Source organism: Bacillus sp. 275, assembly GCF_001999205.1.
GTDB lineage: Bacteria > Bacillota > Bacilli > Bacillales > Bacillaceae > Bacillus > Bacillus velezensis.
The window spans coordinates 786,542-805,566 of the sequence record NZ_CP019626.1 but is presented as its reverse complement, the minus strand read 5'-3'; the positions used below and the strand labels follow the sequence as shown (position 1 = coordinate 805,566).

Here is a 19,025-nt window from a genome sequence, read left to right as displayed (position 1 = left end):
ATCTGTATTCATAGGGATTATATAAGTTTTTCGTTGTTTTATATGTTGATTATGTTGTTTGTTAGTGTTTGTTTTTGTTGACCGGAGTGCCGCGGTGTGTTAGATTGTGTGTAAAGTTGAGGGGATGATTGAACATGTTAAAAAAAGAGCGTCTTTTAAAAATCATCGATATCGTAAACTCGCGGGGGTTTATTACGGTGAGTGATATTATCGATGAATTGGAAGTTTCTGATATGACAGTGAGAAGAGATCTGGACGAGCTGGATAAGGCCGGAAAAATCGTACGTATTCACGGAGGCGCACAGAGCATATCTTATTCCATTGATCACGAATTATCGCATAATGAAAAACTGGGTGTTCAAATGGAGGAGAAGGGGAGGATCGCGGAACTCGCAGCTTCATATGTAAATGACGGCGATACCGTTTTTTTAGGGCCCGGCACGACGATTGAACTTTTAGCCAAACACCTGCTGCATAAGCGAATCAGGATTATCACAAACAACTATCCCGTATTTGATATTTTAAAACATGGTGACACTGCGGATACCATCCTGATTGGCGGCGATTTCCGAAAAAATACCGGTGCCTTCGTCGGGCCCATCGTGAACGGCAATCTGCAGAAATTCAATTTTACGAAAGCCTTCATCAGCGCCAACGGCATACATAATGATGAGATTTCTTCTTACAGCATTGAAGAAGGGGAAGCTCATCAAATCGCGCTGAATAATTCGCGGACGAAATTTTTGCTGGCGGATAATAAAAAATTCAACCGGGAAGATTTTTACGTGTTCTATAACTTGCACGATATGGACTATCTGATTACGGATGATAAAGTGATGAAAGATGTTCAAATTCATTACGAGCAATATGTAGATGTCAAAATCGCAAAAAAATAAAAAAGGCGGGCGGTTCGATGAAAGGGGTTATTTTTGATTTCAACGGCACGATGTTTCAAGATTCGCATCTGCACGAAAAAGCATGGTTTTTCATGGTGAAAAAATACGCGCCGAAAACCATTTCTGATGAAGACATTTTCGTTAACATTCACGGGAGAACAAACAGTGAAATCCTGACGTATTTTATTTCCGGCGATTTAACAAATGAAGAAATCAAGAAGCTGTCTTTTGAAAAAGAAGCCTACTACAGAGAATTATGCCTTGAAAACAAAGATGAGTTAAAGCTGACGAAGGGACTGACCGGCGTATTGAACCATCTGAAAAAATCAGAAACGCCGATGACCATTGCCACGGCTACGGTAAAGGAAAATGTCGAGTTTTACTTTGACGTCTTTCAGTTGGATCGGTGGTTTGATTTTGACAAAGTCACGTTTGATGACGGGAGCTTCCCCGGAAAACCGGCGCCGGATATTTTTCTCATCGCATCGGAAAAGTTAGGCCTCAGACCTGAAGATTGCTTAGTCATTGAAGATGCCTTTTCGGGGCTCACAGCGGCGAAAAAAGCAGGTGCAGGCAAGATTATGGCCATTGATCCGCTCGGAAAAAACCGCGCGTTATTTGAAGAAAAACAGCTGGCGGGTGACGGGATACTGACAGACTTCACCTCGTTTTTTGAGGTGATTGCCGGACATTCTGTTTGAGAGATGCAGTTGGGAGGAACCACCAAATAAACAGCCCGCCAGTAATCGGGCAATTCTTCTTGTTACAATGACCACAGGTCTTGAGAAAGAATTTGATCTTTCAATGGAAGAGATTAAAGATTTTATCAGATGGTATGATCAAAAAAGTTCTGGAATAGGCTTATCTAGATATGTTATCGAGAAGCACTATAATAATATAGGGCCTTTTCAAAATAGAAGGGACCATATTGTTTTTGGGAACATTCTTACTTTTAATGTGAATGAATACACTTTAGATAAATAAATAATTACCTGTTTCCTTCTGCAGCCCTCTTTTTAAAAAGAGGGCTTTTTTTATGAGGTGCTTATTCTTTTTCAGTTGCGCTTTTGTTTTTGTATAATGATTTTCTCATTGAAGGCGGCATTTTTTGGATCAGAAAGGTGTTCGCCTTAATTGAGATATTGGCTGAATTTATAGATTCGCAGAGATAAAGGAAGTCGTAAAAGATATGCCGTTTGCGGATTTCAGCCTGTCTTTTGAGAAGGATCATTCTTCAATGACGCTTATTTCCCCCGTACCGAAAAAAAGTGAAACACGTTCTCCTCGCTTTTCATAGGTTTTGATAAGTCCTTCCTGCCCTATAAGTTTCCAGCCTTTTTCGGCTATTTCCAATTGGTATAAACCGCTCGGACCTTCTTCTTCTTTTGCGAAACGGTATGTATAGTTTGAAACGTATTTTCCTTTTTCATATTCCTTTGTTTTAGTGTGCATAGCGAATAATGGCACCGGGAAATCAGGGTGAGAAACAGATGCTTTATATCCTCCCAAAATAAATAAGCTAAATAACAATAATATAAAAAACCACAGAATATATTTCATAAAACCTCCTTATGTCAATTAGTCGGTGCATTTTAAAAAAAGATACACCGCATGATTGGGGTGAAAAAGCGGGTAAGAAGATAAGGAAAGGAGAGAGACGGATGGAACTTGATTTTGTGATTCGTCTGGCGGTTGCGGGTCTGCTTGGGGCTCTTATTGGATTGGAGAGAGAATTCAGGGCGAAGGAAGCCGGTTTGAGGACGCATTTTTTAGTGGCCGTCGGCAGCGCTTTGATGATGATCGTTTCCAAATACGGCTTTTTTGATTTGTTATCCAACAGCCATACGTCCTTTGATCCGAGCCGGGTGGCGGCGCAGGTCGTCAGCGGCGTCGGATTTTTAGGAGCCGGCACGATTATTTTGCAGCGGCATGTCGTGCGGGGGCTTACGACGGCCGCGGGGATTTGGGCTACGTCGGGCATCGGGCTGACGATCGGGGCAGGTATGTATGTCATCGGCATCAGCGGCACGATTTTGGCGTTAATCGGGCTTGAACTGTTAAATTTTCTGTTTAAACCGGCGGCGCATTCTTTGTCTGTCAGTTTCAGGATTGAGGAGAAAGCCGTCATGCATGATATTTTAACTTCTCTTGAGGAAAAAGGAATTCTTATTACGTCCTATGAATTGAATAAGGCGGTGCTTGAAGTGAAGGGAAGGGTGAAAAGCAAAAGCGGGAAAGCGGCGGTAATGGAAAAAGTTCAAGCCCTCCCGTATATCCTGTCGGTCAAAGTTGAATAGCAGACAGGGGAAGCCTCCTGTCTGCGGTCATTTCTTTTCAAACATTAATACCAAGGATAGAACGGGATATACGGCCGCGGATAGTATGGATATGGTCTGGGATAATAATAAGGCGGCCGCGGATAGTATGGATATGGTCTGGGGAAATAATAAGGCGGCCGCGGATAATGATATGGCACCCGTTCGTGGCTCTCGGCTGTGTATTCATGATAGAAAGGATCGTACAAGAGGAAAACCTCCTTTTCAAATGTTTGGTTCCGTTTACCTTATTCCTGTATGCCCGGTATGGTGTACGTACAACGGGCAAAAAAAAGACGCCGGTTATCATCCGGCATCTTTTTTTACACTTTCACATCAATTGAATGTCCGGCAGTCGGGTGCTGGGACGGCAGCATTTTCACTGTTTCTTCTGCCGCAGCCTGTGCATGCTGCATGACCGTTTTTGTTAAAGCGATATTTACATTCTGCGCCAGAGATGCCTGATGCATTGCGATTGATAACGCAGGGATATCCATAGCTTCCACCTCCTTATCCCTTCATATCGGCGGCATGCTCCGATTATGAAGGGGACTGGCGGTTTCTTTTTACGGCCCATTCTAAAAATGCGGCGGCGCATACCCCGAGGGTATAGGCGAAAATGTCACTCCAGACAAATTGCCAGCCGAGGATCAGCCCGCCGAGCGTGCTGCTTCTGATTGCGTCAATCCAAGGCGCGTGATACAGCTGGCTGCATTCAATCAGACAGCAAAACGAGAGGCTCAAAAATGCGGCTGTTTCCGTCCGGATGTTCCGAAACAGAAGCCCGAATCCTGTAAAAATCATTGCCGCCCACAAGGCATCTCCTAAATAAGCGTTTATGATGCCGGGCAATAGGGCGGTGATGTATGCGGTTCTGGACAGCAAACCGAGGGCGATGATAAAAACGGTACATATTCCGTATGTCAATGGATGTCTATTCACTTCACACTGTTCCCCTTTTTTTGTACTCCCATGTATTGTAAGGAACGACGGAAAAGCTGTCTATGAAAAAACGGCCCGGCAGGCCGCTTTTTTTGCGTTATCTGGCTTTTAGGTTGACGTGGTCTGCTTTTTGGTCACTGCCGATGACGAAGCGGAGCTCATACTGCCCCGTATGGTAGACGTAATCTGTTTCGCCCGTTTTTGGCACTGTCAGGATTTTGTCAGCGCTGCCGATTTGTTTGCTTAAGACGTCAGGTGTGACGCTGCCGAGGTTTAAGCGCCGCTCGACCCCTGTTCCGAAATAGCGTATTTCCGAGATTTTTCCGTTTTTATGATAGGAAAATCCATAACCGGGGTTTCCCATATTCCAGCTGTATAAATCAAATGGATTGCGGCTGTCTGCTTTTTGTTCCGGCTCGCCGATTTTATCGTAAACGTCCTGTCTTGTGCTTTGGTTGATTTTCAGGCCTTTCACATTTTGCGGCATTTCCCCTTTAAACGCCGATTGGTAAAGGCTGTTCACCAGTTCTTGTGCACGTTGGTTTTCCGTTTTTGAAGCGGCTGCGGCGTGGACGGGCTGTGTAACCGAAAATGCTTCTGCGCCGAATGCGCATCCCGTGAGCATCACTGCCGATAATCCCGTGGCGAGTGTTTTTTTCTTCAACATATGTGAACGCCTCCTTTTTACCGCTCATACCCGTATGTTTCCTGAGATAAACGAGATGTTTTAGTGAAAGGCCGGCTGGGAATCATAGAGGATGTATAGAGGGGTACAGAAAGGGGAAGAGAAAATGGCTGATACAAAGAAGGTTACAATCAATGGGGTTGAAATGGAAGCGCCGAACGGCCAAACCGTTTTGCAGCTTTTGAACAATAGTTCAATTGACGTGCCGCACGTGTGTTATCACCCGAGTCTCGGGCCGATTGAAACGTGCGATACCTGTATCGTCAATGTTAACGGGGAACTGGTGCGTTCGTGTTCCGCGCAAATAAAGGACGGAGATGTCATCGATACGCTTTCGTCCGATGTAAAAAAAGCGCAGATTATCGGCATGGACAACATTTTGCACAACCATGAATTGTACTGCACGGTCTGTGATTACAACAATGGGAGCTGCGAAGTACATAATACCGTAAAGGAAATGAAAATCAATCATCAAAGCATTCCGTTCGATCAAAAACCGTATCCTAAAGATGAATCAAATCCGTTTTACCGATATGATCCCGACCAGTGCATTTTGTGCGGACGCTGCGTCGAGGCCTGTCAGGACGTACAGGTAACTGAAACGTTAAGCATTGATTGGGAGCGGAAACGCCCGCGGGTCATTTGGGATCAGGATGTGCCGATCAATGAATCATCATGTGTTTCCTGCGGACATTGTTCGACGGTATGTCCGTGTAATGCCATGATGGAAAAAGGCATGGAAGGCGAAGCGGGGTATTTAACAGGCATTAACCAAGAGACGCTTCGGCCGATGATTGACATCACAAAAGGCGTCGAAACCGGATACGGATCGATTTTGGCCATATCGGACATGGAATCGGCCATGCGGGATGAAAGAATCAAAAAAACGAAAACCGTATGCACATACTGCGGTGTCGGCTGCAGTTTTGATATATGGACGAAAGGAAGAGACATTTTAAAGGTCGAGCCTCAGGCCGAGGCCCCAGCAAATGGCATTTCGACGTGTGTGAAAGGGAAATTCGGCTGGGATTTCGTCAATAGTGAAAAGCGCCTTACCAAACCGCTTATCCGGGAAGGAGACTCGTTTCGGGAGGCGGAATGGGATGAAGCGCTGCAGCTGATCGCTGATAAATTTACCGATATAAAAGAACATTTCGGCCCTGACGCACTTGCCTTTATCACATCTTCCAAATGCACGAATGAAGAATCATACGTGATGCAGAAGCTTGCAAGAGCCGTCATCGGCACAAATAATGTCGACAACTGCTCACGCTACTGCCAGTCTCCCGCCACGGCCGGATTGTTCAGAACGGTCGGATACGGCGGTGATTCAGGGTCGATTACAGATATAGAAAAAGCTGAGCTCGTGCTGATAATCGGTTCAAATACGTCTGAGTCTCACCCCGTTCTGTCCACACGCATTAAACGTTCTCATAAACTGCACGGACAGAAGCTCGTCGTCGCTGACTTGCGAAAACATGAAATGGCCGAGCGCTCCGATGTGTTTTTCCAGCCGCGTGCCGGATCAGATATTGTCTGGCTGAATGCCGTATCGAAATATCTGCTTGATCACGATTTGGCGGATACTGCATTTCTGAAGGAGAGAGTGAACGGATTAGATGAATTCGTGAAAAGCCTTGAACCTTATACAATGGAATATGCGGAAAAACATACCGGTGTGGACAAGGATACCTTAATCAAAGTGGCCCGGATGATTCATGAAGCCGGCAGCGTGTGCGCACTGTGGGCGATGGGTGTCACCCAGCATATCGGAGGAAGTGATACGAGCACGGCCATTTCCAATATGCTTCTTGTGACCGGAAATTACGGCAAGCCCGGCGCAGGCTCATATCCGCTTCGGGGCCATAATAACGTGCAGGGAGCCAGTGATTTCGGCAGTATGCCTGACAGCTTCCCCGGCTATGAAAAAGTAACGGATGAAAAAGCCCGTAAAAAGTATGAACAGGGGTGGGGAACAGACCTGCCGAAAGAAATCGGAATGACAAATCATGAAATGATCGAAGGCATCCACTCAGGAAAACTGAAGTCCATGTATGTAAAAGGAGAAGAAATGGGGCTTGTCGACTCCAATATTAACCATGTTCATGCCGCATTTGAAAAGCTTGATTTCTTCGTTGTGCAGGATATCTTTCTTTCGCGTACGGCCGAGTTCGCCGATGTCGTGCTTCCGGCAAGCCCGAGCCTTGAAAAAGAAGGGACGTTTACGAATACGGAACGGAGGGTGCAGCGCCTTTACAAAGTGTTTGAACCGCTGGGCGATTCAAAGCCTGATTGGCAGATCATTACGGACATCGCCAACCGTCTGGGCGCTGATTGGCACTATGAACATCCGGCAGACATTATGGAAGAAGCGGCAATGCTTTCGCCGCTCTACGCAGGCGTCACTTACGAACGTCTCGAAGGCTACAATTCACTGCAATGGCCGGTTGCAGCGGACGGAACCGATTCACCGCTTTTATTTACGGATAAGTTCCCGTTTTCAGACGGCAAAGCGATTCTATATCCCGTTCAGTGGACCGAGCCGAAAGAATTTGGTGAAGAATATGATATCCATGTGAATAACGGGCGGCTGCTCGAGCATTTTCACGAAGGGAATCTGACTTACCGGTCAAAAGGAATATCCGAAAAAACACCGAGTGTGTTCCTTGAGGTCTCGCCCGAACTCGCCGAAGAAAGAGGGCTGGAAGACGGAACGCTTGTCCGTCTGACATCACCGTACGGAAATGTGAAAGTCAAATGCGTCATCACAGACAGGGTAAAAGGCAAACAAGTCTATCTTCCGATGAACGATTCAAAAGACGCCGCCATTAACCTTTTGACAAGCAGCTATGCGGATAAGGATACCGATACACCGGCTTATAAAGAAACATCAGCGAAGATGGAGATTTTGAAAAAAGAAGGCGTTAATCCGCTTCCGAAAATCAATTTCCGTTACGGAAACCCGCAGCCGCAGATCGGTGTCCGGGTTGATCGGAAATGGGCGCGTAAAGATTATGTATTTCCGGGAGACGCCGTAAAAAGGGGGAAACAGCAAAATGGCTAAAGCAATCAGCGGCATCCGAAAACAGACCGTCACAGAAGAAGACAAACGAAAAAAGGACTTAGAAGAGATCGAGACGGCTCTTTTACGAAATAAAGACGCGATTTTGGAATCTCTGCACATTCTTCAGCACATGAACGAGCGCGGCGTTTTGGCGCTTCTGCGCGGGCTCTTCGGCCAGGGAGACAAAGTGATGGATATCCTCGTGAAGAAGGCGAATACTCCGGAAACGGCCAATATGCTGAAAAATCTCCTGCTGTTAAGCGGCGTTCTCGGCATGCTCGATGTAAAACAGCTTGAGCCGTTTATCGTTAAAATCAATGCGGGGGTCACAAAGGCCGTCGAGGAAAAAGACAGCGGCAGGAAGACCGGGTATTTTGATATCGTCCGCGCTTTAAAAGACCCGGAAATCAACAAGGCCGTCACTCTGCTGTTTTCTTTCCTGAAAGGCATGGGCGCTGATACGGACGATATGGAAAGGAATACGCAGCCTCCTGAAGACCAAAAGCAGCACCAGAAACCGCAGACGAATGAGTGAACATATCTCCCGAGCCTGGCCGAAGGCTCGGGTTTTTTGTGCGCCTCTGCTGTTTTCTTGGGAGAAATTTCACCTCCGGATTCATGACTTTTGTTGTGTTATGTTAATAGTTAAGGTTATGAATAGAAAAAAATTGAAAATATGTGCTAGGATAAAATTCAAGGTACGTCAACTATTCAAATATGAAACAATCAGGAGTGATGAAACATGAGTAAGCTGAGGAGCACGAGACAAGCCATCCAAAGAACCCTGATGAAAGGAAAAAACGGCCTGGACGTATACAACCCTTTTCCTTGGTACGAAAAAATGAGACGGGAAAGCCCTATACACTTTGATGAAGAAACGAAGGTTTGGAGTGTGTTTTTATACGATGATGTCAAAAAAGTCATCAGTGATAAAGAGACGTTCTCAAGCCTCATGACTGATGTGAAAAGCTCGATTGCAAAGTCCATGCTGAATATGGACCCGCCGAAGCATACCCAAATCAGATCCGCCGTCAATCGCGCTTTCACTCCCCGCGTCTTGAAGGAATGGGAGCCGAGAATTAAAGACATTACCGATCATCTCCTGAAACAGGCAAAGAACAAAGGGCGGATTGATATCGTTAAAGATCTCTCTTACCCTTTGCCGGTCATGGTGATTTCAGAATTATTAGGCGTTCCGTCCGAACGTATGGATCAGTTTAAAAAATGGTCGGACATTCTCGTCAGCATGCCGAAAGATGCGAGCCCTGAAGCGGCGGAGAAAAATCAGCAGGAACGTGACCAATGTGAGGCGGAGCTGGCGGCGTTTTTTGCGGAAATAATAGAAAGCAAACGAAAACAGCCCGGCCAAGACATTATTTCTATTTTGATAAAAGAGGAAGAAGAGGGAGAGAAGCTCACGGCAGAAGATCTGATCCCGTTTTGCAACCTGCTTTTAGTGGCGGGAAATGAAACAACGACTAATCTCATTTCAAATGCGGTTTACAGCATATTAGAGACGCCCGGCCTTTATGAAGAGCTGAGACAGGACCCTTCTCTCATCGCGCAAACGATGGAAGAAACGCTGCGTTTTCGCGCTCCCGCTCCGTTTGTCAGAAGGACGGTCCGGCACGACACTGAACTGCGCGGACGCCGCTTGAAGAGCGGGGAGATCGTTCTCTGCTACGTTGCATCTGCCAACCGTGATGAAAACAAATTTGAGAAGGCGGGCGTATTTGATATTCATCGCCAATCGAATCCGCACCTTTCCTTCGGATTCGGCGTACACTTCTGCTTAGGCGCTCCGCTTGCCAGACTTGAAGCGGAAGTCGCGCTGAAAGGAATTGTAAAAGCCTTTTCACACCTTGAGCCTGTTCGGATTGAGCCGATCCGAAACAGTGTCATGTACGGGCTGGAGTCTTTAGAAGCGGAGATAAACGAAAATAAGGGAGAAGAAAAAAGATGAGAAAAACACATATCGCCATTATTAATGTGGCCGCTCACGGTCATGTCAATCCCACGCTGCCCGTAGCCGAGGAACTTGTCAATCGCGGGTATAAAGTGACATTCGCTACGACTGAGGAATTCGAAGCTTCCGTTGCCAAAACGGGCGCCATTCCCGTTTTATACCGCACAAGCATAAAGGCGGACCCGGAGACGATAAAAGAACGGGTAAATAAAAATGACGCGTTTGTGATGTTTCTGGAAGAAGCGGTTGAAGTGCTTCCGCAGCTGGAAGAGCTGTACAAAGACGACCTTCCTGACATCGTCCTGTTTGATTTTTTAGCTCTTGCCGGAAGATTGTTTGCGGATAATGGCGGCATCCCGGCCGTGAAGTTCTGCCCGAGCTATGCAATGAATGAGTATTTTCAATTAGGAAGAGACGAAGAAACACTGGAAGCGGCCAAACAGGCGATAGAAGAATACCAGGAGCAGATTGAAAATGAACAATTGAAACGGATGACAATGGAAGAATTTTTTATGCCTGAAAAATTGAATATTGTCTTTATGCCAAGGGCCTTTCAGCCGAAACAGGAAACCTTTGATGAACGATTCTGTTTTGTGGGTCCGTCTCTTGGAGAACGCACAAATACGGGAAGTCTGGAAATTGATGCAGCCGATGACCGTCCGCTTATGCTCATCTCACTGGGAACGGCGTTTAACGCCTGGCCTGAATTTTACCGGATGTGTATTGACGCGTTTCGGGACTCGGACTGGCGGGTTATTATGTCAGTCGGCACAACAATTGATCCGGAAAGTTTTTCGGATGTCCCCGATCACTTTATCATCCGCCAGCACGTTCCTCAGCTTGATGTGCTGGAGAAAGCAAAGCTGTTCGTATCTCACGGCGGGATGAACAGTACAATGGAGGCGATGAATGCGGGTGTCCCGCTCGTTGTCGTTCCGCAAATGCACGAACAAGAGGTTACCGCAAAGCGTGTGGATGAATTGGGGCTTGGCGTGCATCTGCCGCCGAAAGAAGTCACTGTGGCCCGTTTGCAAAAAGACGTTCAAAACGTATACGGCGATAAAAACATCCTCAGCCGCGTGAAAAGCATGCAGCAGAAAATAGAAGAAACCGGCGGCCCCAAACAGGCTGTTTGCGCCATTGAAGAATTTTTGAAAACGGCGGCCGTCGAAAATTGATTGAGAAACAGGCAGCGCACCGGAAGACGGCTGCCTGTTTTGTTATATGTTTTTCTTCATGCCGCATCTCCGGCATTCCCTCAAAAATTTTCCGCCCTTCACTGAGCTTTTAAACAGCGTGTAGTCGCAATTGTCACATCGGCCGCTGTGAGCATCAGGATATTCATTGAACTCATAAATGACCGAAGTATCGTATCCTTTTGTCTCGAACTCTTTTTTTGTTTCCATGATTGAAAATCCCTCCGCGAATCAAATCGTTCTGCCCGGTTAATGATACAGCAACTGCACGGGGGATTCAACGGGAGCATAGCTTGATTTTCCCGGCTGATTGCGTAACAATAATAGAAATAAATGACGGCCTGCCATAGGGCGCCCGGCATCTGAAGGGAAGAAGAAAACAGCGATGGGAAAAGGATTGAACGGGAAACGGATTGCCATCGGCGGTTCGCGGAAAACAGAAGAGATCACAAGATTAATAGAAAAGCAGGGCGGAACGGCGGTCGTCCGTTCCCTCCAAGGAACCGTATACCTGGCGGAGGATCAAATTGAACCCGACGTAAGAACATTTGCCGGGCAAAAAGCCGACTGGGTGATATTCACCACAGGCATCGGTACGGAAACGTTATTGTCGGTATCGGAAAAAATCGGTCTGAAAGAAGAATTTTTAGCGGCCGTTCATGAAGCGAAAATCGGCTGCAGAGGCTATAAAACATATGCGGCCTTAAAAAAGCTCGGCATCACGCCGCATGCCTCAGATGAAGACGGTACAACAAGAGGGCTGATCCGCTCCTTGGAACGATTTGACTTTAAAGATAAAAAAGTCATGATACAGCTTCATGGCGAAAAAGCGCCGGTCTTAACGGAGTTCCTTGAGAAAAACGGAGCGGAGGTATTCCCTGTTCTGCCGTATCAGCATATTCCGCCTGAAAGGGAGACGGTCGATAAACTGCTGGGAGAGCTGTTAAACGGAGAGGTCGATGCCGTATGTTTTACGACAGCCATTCAAGTGCGTTCTCTCTTTGATTATGCAAAAGAAAAAGGGTTCACAAAAGAATTGCAGCAGGCATTCGAAAAACAAGTGCTTGCCGCCGCAGTCGGCAAAGTGACGGCTGAAGCGATCCGGGATGAAGGGGTAAAGAGGGTCCTTGCTCCGGACATTGAGCGGATGGGAGCGATGATTATTGAATTATCCCGTTACTATGAATCTCTGACCTTGTCATAAACCATCATTCAGCAGGGAAAAAAGCCTACGCTTCCCTGCTGAATTTTTTTAATTGCCAATGTTCCGTGAAAAGGGAAGGATATGTCAAGGCGCTGAGTATGATACATGTAAGAAGAGCGGAGGCCATCGTTGTAAAAACGATCAGCAGCTGAAAGCGCACCGCCTGTATCGGATCAGCCCCCGCTAAAATCTGCCCCGTCATCATGCCGGGAAGCTGAACGAGACCCAATGTTTTCTGGCTTTCAAGCGTCGGGATCATACTGAGCTTCATACTGGACGTCAATATCTGCCGGACGGCCTGCTTAGGCGTTCCTCCGAGAGAGAGAATCAGTTGGATCTCTTCTTTCCGCAGATCCGCTTCCGAACTGAGCTTGTTTAAAAACAGGCTTGAGAGCACCATGGAGTTTCCGATGACCATGCCGCTTATCGGAATGACATATCTTGAAGTGAACGGAATGATATGCAGGGTCAGTAAAAGTCCCTGCGTCACGGTTTCCGCGATCGCCAGTGTCAGAAAAACGCGCCAAAATGAGCCGATCCGCATTTTTTTCCGTTTGGAGACATTGTGCGAAGCGGCCGTGAGCATGAGAAGCACCATTAATATGATAAATATCGGGTGATCACCGCGAAAAATCAGCGACAGCACATAGCCGATGATGAGAAGCTGAATGACGGCCCTGACGGTTGCGACGATCATATCCTTTTCGACGCCGGCTTTAAAAGATTTAGACAGGAATAAAGCGATAATGACAAATATACTTGTCAATAACAGTGAAAGATCATCCATATCAGCACCCGCTCCCTTGTAAAAGCGCCCGGGCCTTTTCATGTTTCGGTTCCTTAAAGAACGTTTTCGTTTCCGCGGTCTCTAAAAGCCGTCCCTCAGCCATAAACCATACCGTATCGGATAACCGTTCGGCTTGTTCAAGGTTATGGGTGATCCACAGGACCGTCAGCTGTTTTTGCCGATGGAGTTTCGTAATCAGTTTCTCAATGATGAGAACAGATGACGGGTCCAGCGCCGATGTGATTTCATCCAGCAGCAGGATGGACGGCAGTCCGGCGAGAGTTCGCGCTAACGAGAGCTTCTGCCGCTGACCTCCGGATAATTCTTTTGCATTTCGATCCAGAAGCCCGCGCGGAAGGTCTGTAAAATCTGCGAGCTCTTCAGGCGTATAGTGCTGTGCTCCGTGGAGTTTTTCTGCGAGCAGAAGGTTGTCCCGCACCGTTCCCTTGAGGACGGGAGCTGATTGAAATGCAAGGCCCGCGGTTTTTCTGAGCTCTCTGATGTCCCAGCGCCTTATTTCTTTTCCGAATACAAGCACTTCCCCTTCATCAGGTGTATTCATCAGATTGCACAGCGACAGCAATGTGCTTTTTCCCGCGCCGGAAGGGCCTATCAACGCCGTGATAGAACCTTTTTGAATATGTCCGGTTACACGGCTTAGGACATCAAAGGACGTATTGTTTTGTTCAAAGCGTTTGCCAGCTGACAGAAAAGATATTGCCGGAATTTCTTCTTTCATACAGGAGGACACCTTTCGTAAAAAAATCAGGAACCGGTGAGATTGGCTGACGTTTGCTCAGCCGTTTTCTGGTCTGTCTGCCGGGAAGCGAATGTATGCATGACCATTCCCGCAATAATAATGAACAGTCCGGCAAATGAAAGAAGTGACGGAAACGCCGCGGATAAAAAGACGATTTCGCCGATCAGTGCAAAAAGAACCTCTCCGGACTGCGTCGCTTCAACAGCAGCGAGCTTCTGCGGCTCATTCCTCACCATATCGGTGGCGCGGAAAAATAATACTGTTGCGATAACGCCAGAGCTGAGTGCGACGATAAAGGATTGGAATGTCTGTCCCATTGACGGAAGCCCGTCTCTATGCCAGCCGAAAGCGGCGATCAAAAGCCAAAACGGAAGACTTGCGAGCGTCATGCCGAGCACCCGCTGAAACGTATCGAGTTTTCCGCCGTATTGTTCCAGCATTTTGCGGTTGCCGAGCGGATAGGCAAATGCGGCGATGACGACCGGCACCACGCTGAATAGTATCGTGCGGCCGGACAGAGAACCCGCATGCTGAAGCTGAATCAGACCGGCTCCGATCAGGATGATGGCGGAAGTAACCAGCGAAATGAGCGGGATCTTTTGTCTGGCGGAAACCGGGCCCGCCGGTGAATTTTTTGTTTCGTAGAAAAACGGCGACAGAAGCACACCCGCGACAATTGTAATCTGCCACGTGCCGGCGATCAGCCAGCCCGGCCCATATGCCGCCGCAAACGTAATCGGGGCATAAAAAAGCACGAACCCGGTAAAACTCCACTTCAGCCAAAAAAACGGTTTTTTTCGGATTTCATGCCAGAGCGGCGCCCATTTTCCTTTCACATAAACGATCAAAAATAAAAACGGAACCATAAAAAGAAAACGCAGGGAAGAGCTCCACATCCAGCTTCCGCCGGAAAGCTCCATCGCCCTGTTTAAAATAAATGTGACTGCAAAAAACAGAGATGCCAATATTCCGATCACGATGGCTTTCATTAAATCCCTCATTTTGACACATATTTTTTTATACTATACTATTCACCGACAGGCTTCGCAATGGAATATGAGAAAATAGCGTTTTAACAAATGATGAATGGGAAACAGACATATACGGAGGTGAAAACAATGCAGAAAGAGGATATTCAAGTGCTTTATTTTGAAGATGACGGCCGCATTCCGAATAACCCGAATCTTCCGCTTGTTATTTATAAAGCGGTATTTAATGAAGAAACGGTGCAGAAAGCAGAGTCCGTCCTCCGCCGGCACGATTGGTCGAACAGCTGGACGGGCGGAGTATTTCCGTATCACCATTTTCACAGCACCACGCACGAAGTTCTTGTCGCGGTAAAAGGAAACGCGGTTTTGAGGTTCGGCGGGGAACAAGGAGCGGATGCCGTTCTTCAAACGGGGGACGCAGCGGTCATTCCGGCCGGCACCGGACATAAAAAACTGTCGGGCAGTTCTGATTTTACCGTGATCGGGGCTTATCCGGGCGGCCGGCAGTACGATACAAAAACGGAGAAAAATGATAGAACTTCAGAAGAAATCAGCCGTGTCCCGCTCCCGGAATGCGACCCCTTTACGGGAAAAACGGGCCCGCTATTAAAATTGTGGGAAAAATGACAGGGGAAAAGCGGATGGTCTGTAAAAAAATAGCCTAAAAGAAACGTTATTACACCCCCACCATATAAATAATTTCATAAACGAAACAATTCACGTTCAAATTTTGTTCAAAAAGTGTTATTATATAAGAGTAAATCAAATTGGGGTTTTTTATGTTTGCTATTTTCAGAGAGGAAAAAGAAATTTTGACTTATTCAATTGTTTTTGTTGATATAAAAATAATACTGGATATGGCAAAGTGAAAAACTGGGTAGTAAACATTTATTTTTGTAAATGATTGTGCATGAATTCACAATCTTGCTTTTTCATGCTTTTCTGCATGAAGGGGGAAAGGCTACCCTTTCCAAAAAAATCAGCATACTGCTTATAGTAAAGGAGAATCGGATATGCCAGAAACAATCGATCAAACAAATGCATCTGTCAGCCAAGGCCAACGCGATCTTATTGATCAGCTGCTAAAACCTGAAGTTCAAGAATCACTGACTGTTTTAGTGGATCAGCTTCCAAAACTGACTGAGTTAGTAAATATTTTAACGAAGTCTTATGATTTTGCACAGTCTGTAGCGACAGACGAAGTATTGAAGAGCGATACAGTGGGTGCGCTTACAGAAATTCTTGAGCCGGTGAAAGAAACAGCGAAAGAAGTTGCGGCTACTGCGATCGAAGCAAAAGACCGCGCGGATGCAAGCAATGAAACGATCGGACTTTTCGGCCTGCTGCGCATGCTGAAAGATCCTCAAGCTCAAAAGCTGTTCCGTTTTGCTAACAGCTATCTTGAAATCATGAACGAAAAACAAAAATAATCTCAGATTCAAATTGATATAAAGGACGGAGGATATACGATGTCAAAACATATTGTCATTTTAGGCGCTGGTTACGGCGGAGTTCTTTCTGCTTTAACCGTTCGCAAACATTACAGTAAAGATGAAGCACGCGTAACCGTTGTGAACAAATACCCGACTCACCAAATCATCACGGAACTGCACCGCCTTGCAGCCGGCAACGTGTCTGAACAGGCTGTTGCTATGCCGCTTGAAAAACTTCTGAAAGGAAAAGACGTCGACATTAAAATCGCAGAAGTCAATTCTTTCTCAGTTGATAAGAAAGAAGTTGCCCTTTCTGACGGTTCTAAGCTGACTTATGACGCGCTTGTTGTCGGACTTGGTTCTGTTACGGCTTATTTCGGCATTCCTGGACTCGAAGAAAACAGCATGGTGCTGAAATCTGCTGCTGATGCCAACAAAGTATACAAACACGTGGAAGACCGTGTGCGTGAATACGCTAAAACGAAAAACGAAGCTGATGCAACAATCCTTATCGGCGGCGGCGGCTTAACAGGCGTCGAGCTTGTCGGTGAGCTTGCTGACATCATGCCGAACCTTACGAAAAAATACGGCGTAGATCCGAAAGAAATCAAACTGAAATTAGTAGAAGCAGGTCCGAAAATTCTTCCTGTTCTTCCTGATGATCTTATCGAACGCGCGACAAAAAGTCTTGAAAAACGCGGCGTTGAGTTCTTAACAGGTCTTCCTGTTACAAATGTTGAAGGTAACGTTATTGATCTGAAAGACGGTTCAAAAGTTGTTGCCAACACATTTGTATGGACAGGCGGCGTACAAGGCAACCCGTTAGTCGGCGAATCCGGCCTTGAAGTGAACCGCGGCCGTGCGACGGTTAACGATTTCTTACAATCTACTTCTCATGAAGATGTATTCGTTGTCGGAGACAGCGCAGTATACTTTGCGCCGGACGGCCGTCCGTACCCGCCGACAGCGCAAATCGCTTGGCAGATGGGTGAACTTGTCGGTTACAACCTGTTCGCTTACTTAGAAGGAAAAACGCTTGAAACATTCAAGCCTGTAAACTCTGGTACGCTTGCAAGCCTCGGACGTAAAGACGCGGTTGCCATCATCGGAGCGAACTCTACTCCGCTGAAAGGTCTTCCGGCATCTTTAATGAAAGAAGCAAGTAACGTACGTTATTTAACACATATCAAAGGATTATTCAGCCTCGCTTACTAATTCTTAAGATCACACAGAAGACATTGCCGGACTTTCTCGGCAGTGTCTTTTTTTAACGGATACAATTTTCTGAAAAATAAAATAAAATGATTGATATGTGAGAAAGAGGAAGCTAAAATAAAAAAGAACCATTTTGTTAACGTTAACATTTTTTAAGAGGGAGGATGAAAGTGTGAAAGCTTTTATGGGTGATGATTTTTTACTGGATAGTAAAACGGCCGTAAAGCTGTACAGGGAATACGCCGAAAACATGCCGATCATTGATTATCACTGTCACTTAAGCCCAAAGGAAATCTATGAAAATAAAACCTTCGCAACGATTACGGAGGCATGGCTTTACGGTGACCACTACAAGTGGCGGATCATGAGGGCCAACGGCATTGAAGAGCGCTGCATTACCGGAAACGCTTCAGATGAAGAGAAGTTTTTCGCCTGGGCAAAAACGGTGCCGATGGCGATAGGCAATCCGCTGTACAGCTGGACGCATTTAGAGCTGCAGCGCTGGTTCGGCATTTATGACGTATTGAATGAAAAAACGGCCGCGGCAATTTGGAAAAAAACGAATGAGCTCCTGCAGGGAGACGGGTTTGGCGCAAGGGATCTCATTCTGAAATCAAATGTCAAAGTCATTTGCACAACCGACGATCCTGCCGATGCGCTGACATACCACGAACTGTTGAAAGAAAGTGATTTTCCGGTTCAAGTGCTGCCCGGATTTCGGCCTGACAAAGGACTGGACATCAGCAGCCCGGGTTTTGCCGATTGGGTCCGTTCGCTGGAGAGCGCTTCCGGAATGGCTGTCACCACCTACCAATCGTATTTAGATGCGTTAGAATCCCGCGTCCGCTTTTTTCACAATGCCGGGGGAAGAGTGTCGGATCATGCGTTAGATCAAATGGTTTATGCCGAGACGACCGAAGAGGAAGCGGCCCGGATTTTTGCAGCCGGATTAAGCGGAGAGCATGTGTCTTTTGAAGATGAAAAGAAATTCAGAACACGGACGCTGCAATATCTTTGCGGTCTTTACGCCGAACTGGACTGGGCGATGCAGTTCCATATAAACGCGTTAAGAAATACCAATACAAATAAGTTCAGCAGCCTCGGTCCTGATACGGGATATGACTCAATTAATGATGAACGTATCGCAAAACCGCTTGCCCGGCTGTTAGATTCCGCCGAAAAAAAGCGGCAATTGCCTAAAACGATTTTGTATTCTTTAAATCCGAATGACAACTATATTATCGCCAGCATGATCAACAGCTTTCAGGATGGGAAAACACCGGGGAAAATTCAATTCGGCACAGCCTGGTGGTTCAATGACACGAAAGATGGAATGCTCCAACAAATGAAAGCGTTATCAAACATGGGCCTGTTCAGCCGTTTTATCGGGATGCTGACGGATTCAAGAAGTTTCCTGTCCTATCCCCGCCATGAATACTTCAGGCGGCTTGTCTGCACGCTGATCGGCGGCTGGGCGGAACAAGGCGAAGCGCCTTACGATATGGAGCTTTTAGGAAAGATTGTCGAGGGGATTTGTTACCGGAATGCTGAGGAATATTTCCGCTTTTAAAAA

General features: G+C 46.5%; 20 protein-coding genes and 1 pseudogene. 12 read left to right on the top strand and 9 right to left on the bottom strand.

Features of this window, described 5'->3' with window-relative positions; translation table 11 throughout:
* Positions 1–134 precede the first annotated feature (134 nt).
* Both BZ167_RS03405 and BZ167_RS03400 read left to right on the top strand, forming a co-directional pair.
* Positions 135–896, top strand: coding sequence for a DeoR/GlpR family DNA-binding transcription regulator (locus tag BZ167_RS03405; RefSeq protein ID WP_015417258.1), 762 nt, complete (start codon positions 135–137; stop codon positions 894–896).
* Between the two features lie 17 nt (positions 897–913).
* On the top strand, positions 914–1,597 hold the full coding sequence (locus tag BZ167_RS03400; protein ID WP_060675165.1) for an HAD family hydrolase: 684 nt from the start codon (positions 914–916) through the stop codon (positions 1,595–1,597).
* A gap of 526 nt (positions 1,598–2,123) precedes the next feature.
* On the opposite strand, the gene BZ167_RS03385 is transcribed toward BZ167_RS03400, so the two are convergent.
* Entirely contained in the window at positions 2,124–2,456 is a 333-nt protein-coding gene (locus BZ167_RS03385; protein ID WP_015417261.1) for a hypothetical protein, read from the bottom strand.
* A 101-nt stretch (positions 2,457–2,557) separates the two neighbouring features.
* On the opposite strand from BZ167_RS03385, the pseudogene BZ167_RS20695 reads away from it, so the two are divergent.
* A pseudogene (locus BZ167_RS20695) lies at positions 2,558–2,954 on the top strand (MgtC/SapB family protein); the annotation flags it as partial.
* A 283-nt stretch (positions 2,955–3,237) separates the two neighbouring features.
* Here BZ167_RS20695 and BZ167_RS03375 read toward each other — a convergent pair.
* From BZ167_RS03375 to BZ167_RS03360, 4 genes are all read right to left on the bottom strand, one after another.
* Positions 3,238–3,420 (bottom strand): hypothetical protein, encoded by a 183-nt coding sequence (locus BZ167_RS03375; protein ID WP_076851211.1) that lies wholly within the window; start codon positions 3,418–3,420, stop codon positions 3,238–3,240.
* Positions 3,421–3,534: 114 nt separating this feature from the next.
* Positions 3,535–3,708, bottom strand: coding sequence for a YjfB family protein (locus BZ167_RS03370; protein ID WP_012117340.1), 174 nt, complete (start codon positions 3,706–3,708; stop codon positions 3,535–3,537).
* Between the two features lie 43 nt (positions 3,709–3,751).
* Positions 3,752–4,153 (bottom strand): ribosomal maturation YjgA family protein, encoded by a 402-nt coding sequence (locus BZ167_RS03365; RefSeq protein WP_020955665.1) that lies wholly within the window; start codon positions 4,151–4,153, stop codon positions 3,752–3,754.
* Positions 4,154–4,250: 97 nt separating this feature from the next.
* The gene (locus BZ167_RS03360) at positions 4,251–4,820 is read right to left on the bottom strand and encodes a YjgB family protein (protein ID WP_015417262.1); all 570 of its coding nucleotides are present in this window, start codon (positions 4,818–4,820) and stop codon (positions 4,251–4,253) included.
* A gap of 124 nt (positions 4,821–4,944) precedes the next feature.
* Between BZ167_RS03360 and fdhF the strand changes: the two genes are divergently transcribed.
* The 4 genes from fdhF to BZ167_RS03340 all read left to right on the top strand — a co-directional run bounded on the left by fdhF (position 4,945) and on the right by BZ167_RS03340 (position 11,046).
* Positions 4,945–7,902: a formate dehydrogenase subunit alpha gene (gene fdhF, locus BZ167_RS03355; protein WP_077391939.1), complete on the top strand. Its 2,958-nt coding sequence runs from the start codon at positions 4,945–4,947 to the stop codon at positions 7,900–7,902.
* A complete protein-coding gene (locus tag BZ167_RS03350) occupies positions 7,895–8,437 on the top strand; it encodes a helical membrane plugin domain-containing protein (protein WP_012117344.1) in 543 nt (180 codons plus the stop codon). Before fdhF ends, BZ167_RS03350 begins: the two co-directional genes overlap by 8 nt.
* Positions 8,438–8,644: 207 nt before the next feature.
* Positions 8,645–9,865: a cytochrome P450 gene (locus BZ167_RS03345; protein ID WP_077391938.1), complete on the top strand. Its 1,221-nt coding sequence runs from the start codon at positions 8,645–8,647 to the stop codon at positions 9,863–9,865.
* Positions 9,862–11,046, top strand: coding sequence for a macrolide family glycosyltransferase (locus BZ167_RS03340; protein ID WP_061861387.1), 1,185 nt, complete (start codon positions 9,862–9,864; stop codon positions 11,044–11,046). The genes BZ167_RS03345 and BZ167_RS03340 overlap by 4 nt, the downstream gene beginning before the upstream one ends.
* A 42-nt stretch (positions 11,047–11,088) precedes the next feature.
* Here the strand turns inward: BZ167_RS03340 and BZ167_RS03335 are convergent, their stop codons facing one another.
* Positions 11,089–11,274 carry a DUF8096 family protein gene (locus tag BZ167_RS03335; protein WP_053573476.1) on the bottom strand — a complete coding sequence of 62 codons (186 nt, stop codon included), beginning with the start codon at positions 11,272–11,274 and terminating at the stop codon, positions 11,089–11,091.
* A gap of 175 nt (positions 11,275–11,449) precedes the next feature.
* On the opposite strand from BZ167_RS03335, the gene BZ167_RS03330 reads away from it, so the two are divergent.
* Positions 11,450–12,268 (top strand): uroporphyrinogen-III synthase, encoded by an 819-nt coding sequence (locus BZ167_RS03330; RefSeq protein WP_015417266.1) that lies wholly within the window; start codon positions 11,450–11,452, stop codon positions 12,266–12,268.
* 25 nt (positions 12,269–12,293) lie between these two features.
* Here the strand turns inward: BZ167_RS03330 and BZ167_RS03325 are convergent, their stop codons facing one another.
* From BZ167_RS03325 to BZ167_RS03315, 3 genes are read right to left on the bottom strand one after another with little or no spacing between them, the layout of a single operon-like run.
* Complete coding sequence (locus tag BZ167_RS03325) at positions 12,294–13,055, bottom strand: ABC transporter permease (RefSeq protein ID WP_061861388.1); 762 nt, start codon at positions 13,053–13,055, stop codon at positions 12,294–12,296.
* Between the two features lies 1 nt (position 13,056).
* On the bottom strand, positions 13,057–13,794 hold the full coding sequence (locus BZ167_RS03320; protein ID WP_039251831.1) for an ABC transporter ATP-binding protein: 738 nt from the start codon (positions 13,792–13,794) through the stop codon (positions 13,057–13,059).
* Between the two features lie 26 nt (positions 13,795–13,820).
* The gene (locus tag BZ167_RS03315; RefSeq protein ID WP_077391937.1) at positions 13,821–14,804 is read right to left on the bottom strand and encodes a DMT family transporter; all 984 of its coding nucleotides are present in this window, start codon (positions 14,802–14,804) and stop codon (positions 13,821–13,823) included.
* 129 nt (positions 14,805–14,933) lie between these two features.
* Between BZ167_RS03315 and BZ167_RS03310 the strand changes: the two genes are divergently transcribed.
* From BZ167_RS03310 to uxaC, 4 genes are all read left to right on the top strand, one after another.
* Positions 14,934–15,431, top strand: a complete 498-nt coding sequence (locus tag BZ167_RS03310; protein ID WP_015417270.1) for a cupin domain-containing protein — start codon at positions 14,934–14,936, stop codon at positions 15,429–15,431.
* Positions 15,432–15,817: 386 nt separating this feature from the next.
* Entirely contained in the window at positions 15,818–16,234 is a 417-nt protein-coding gene (locus tag BZ167_RS03305; protein WP_003154908.1) for a DUF1641 domain-containing protein, read from the top strand.
* A gap of 39 nt (positions 16,235–16,273) precedes the next feature.
* Positions 16,274–17,452 carry an NAD(P)/FAD-dependent oxidoreductase gene (locus tag BZ167_RS03300; protein ID WP_014417508.1) on the top strand — a complete coding sequence of 393 codons (1,179 nt, stop codon included), beginning with the start codon at positions 16,274–16,276 and terminating at the stop codon, positions 17,450–17,452.
* A gap of 172 nt (positions 17,453–17,624) precedes the next feature.
* Entirely contained in the window at positions 17,625–19,022 is a 1,398-nt protein-coding gene (gene uxaC / locus BZ167_RS03295) for a glucuronate isomerase (RefSeq protein WP_099686864.1), read from the top strand.
* Positions 19,023–19,025: the final 3 nt, after the last annotated feature.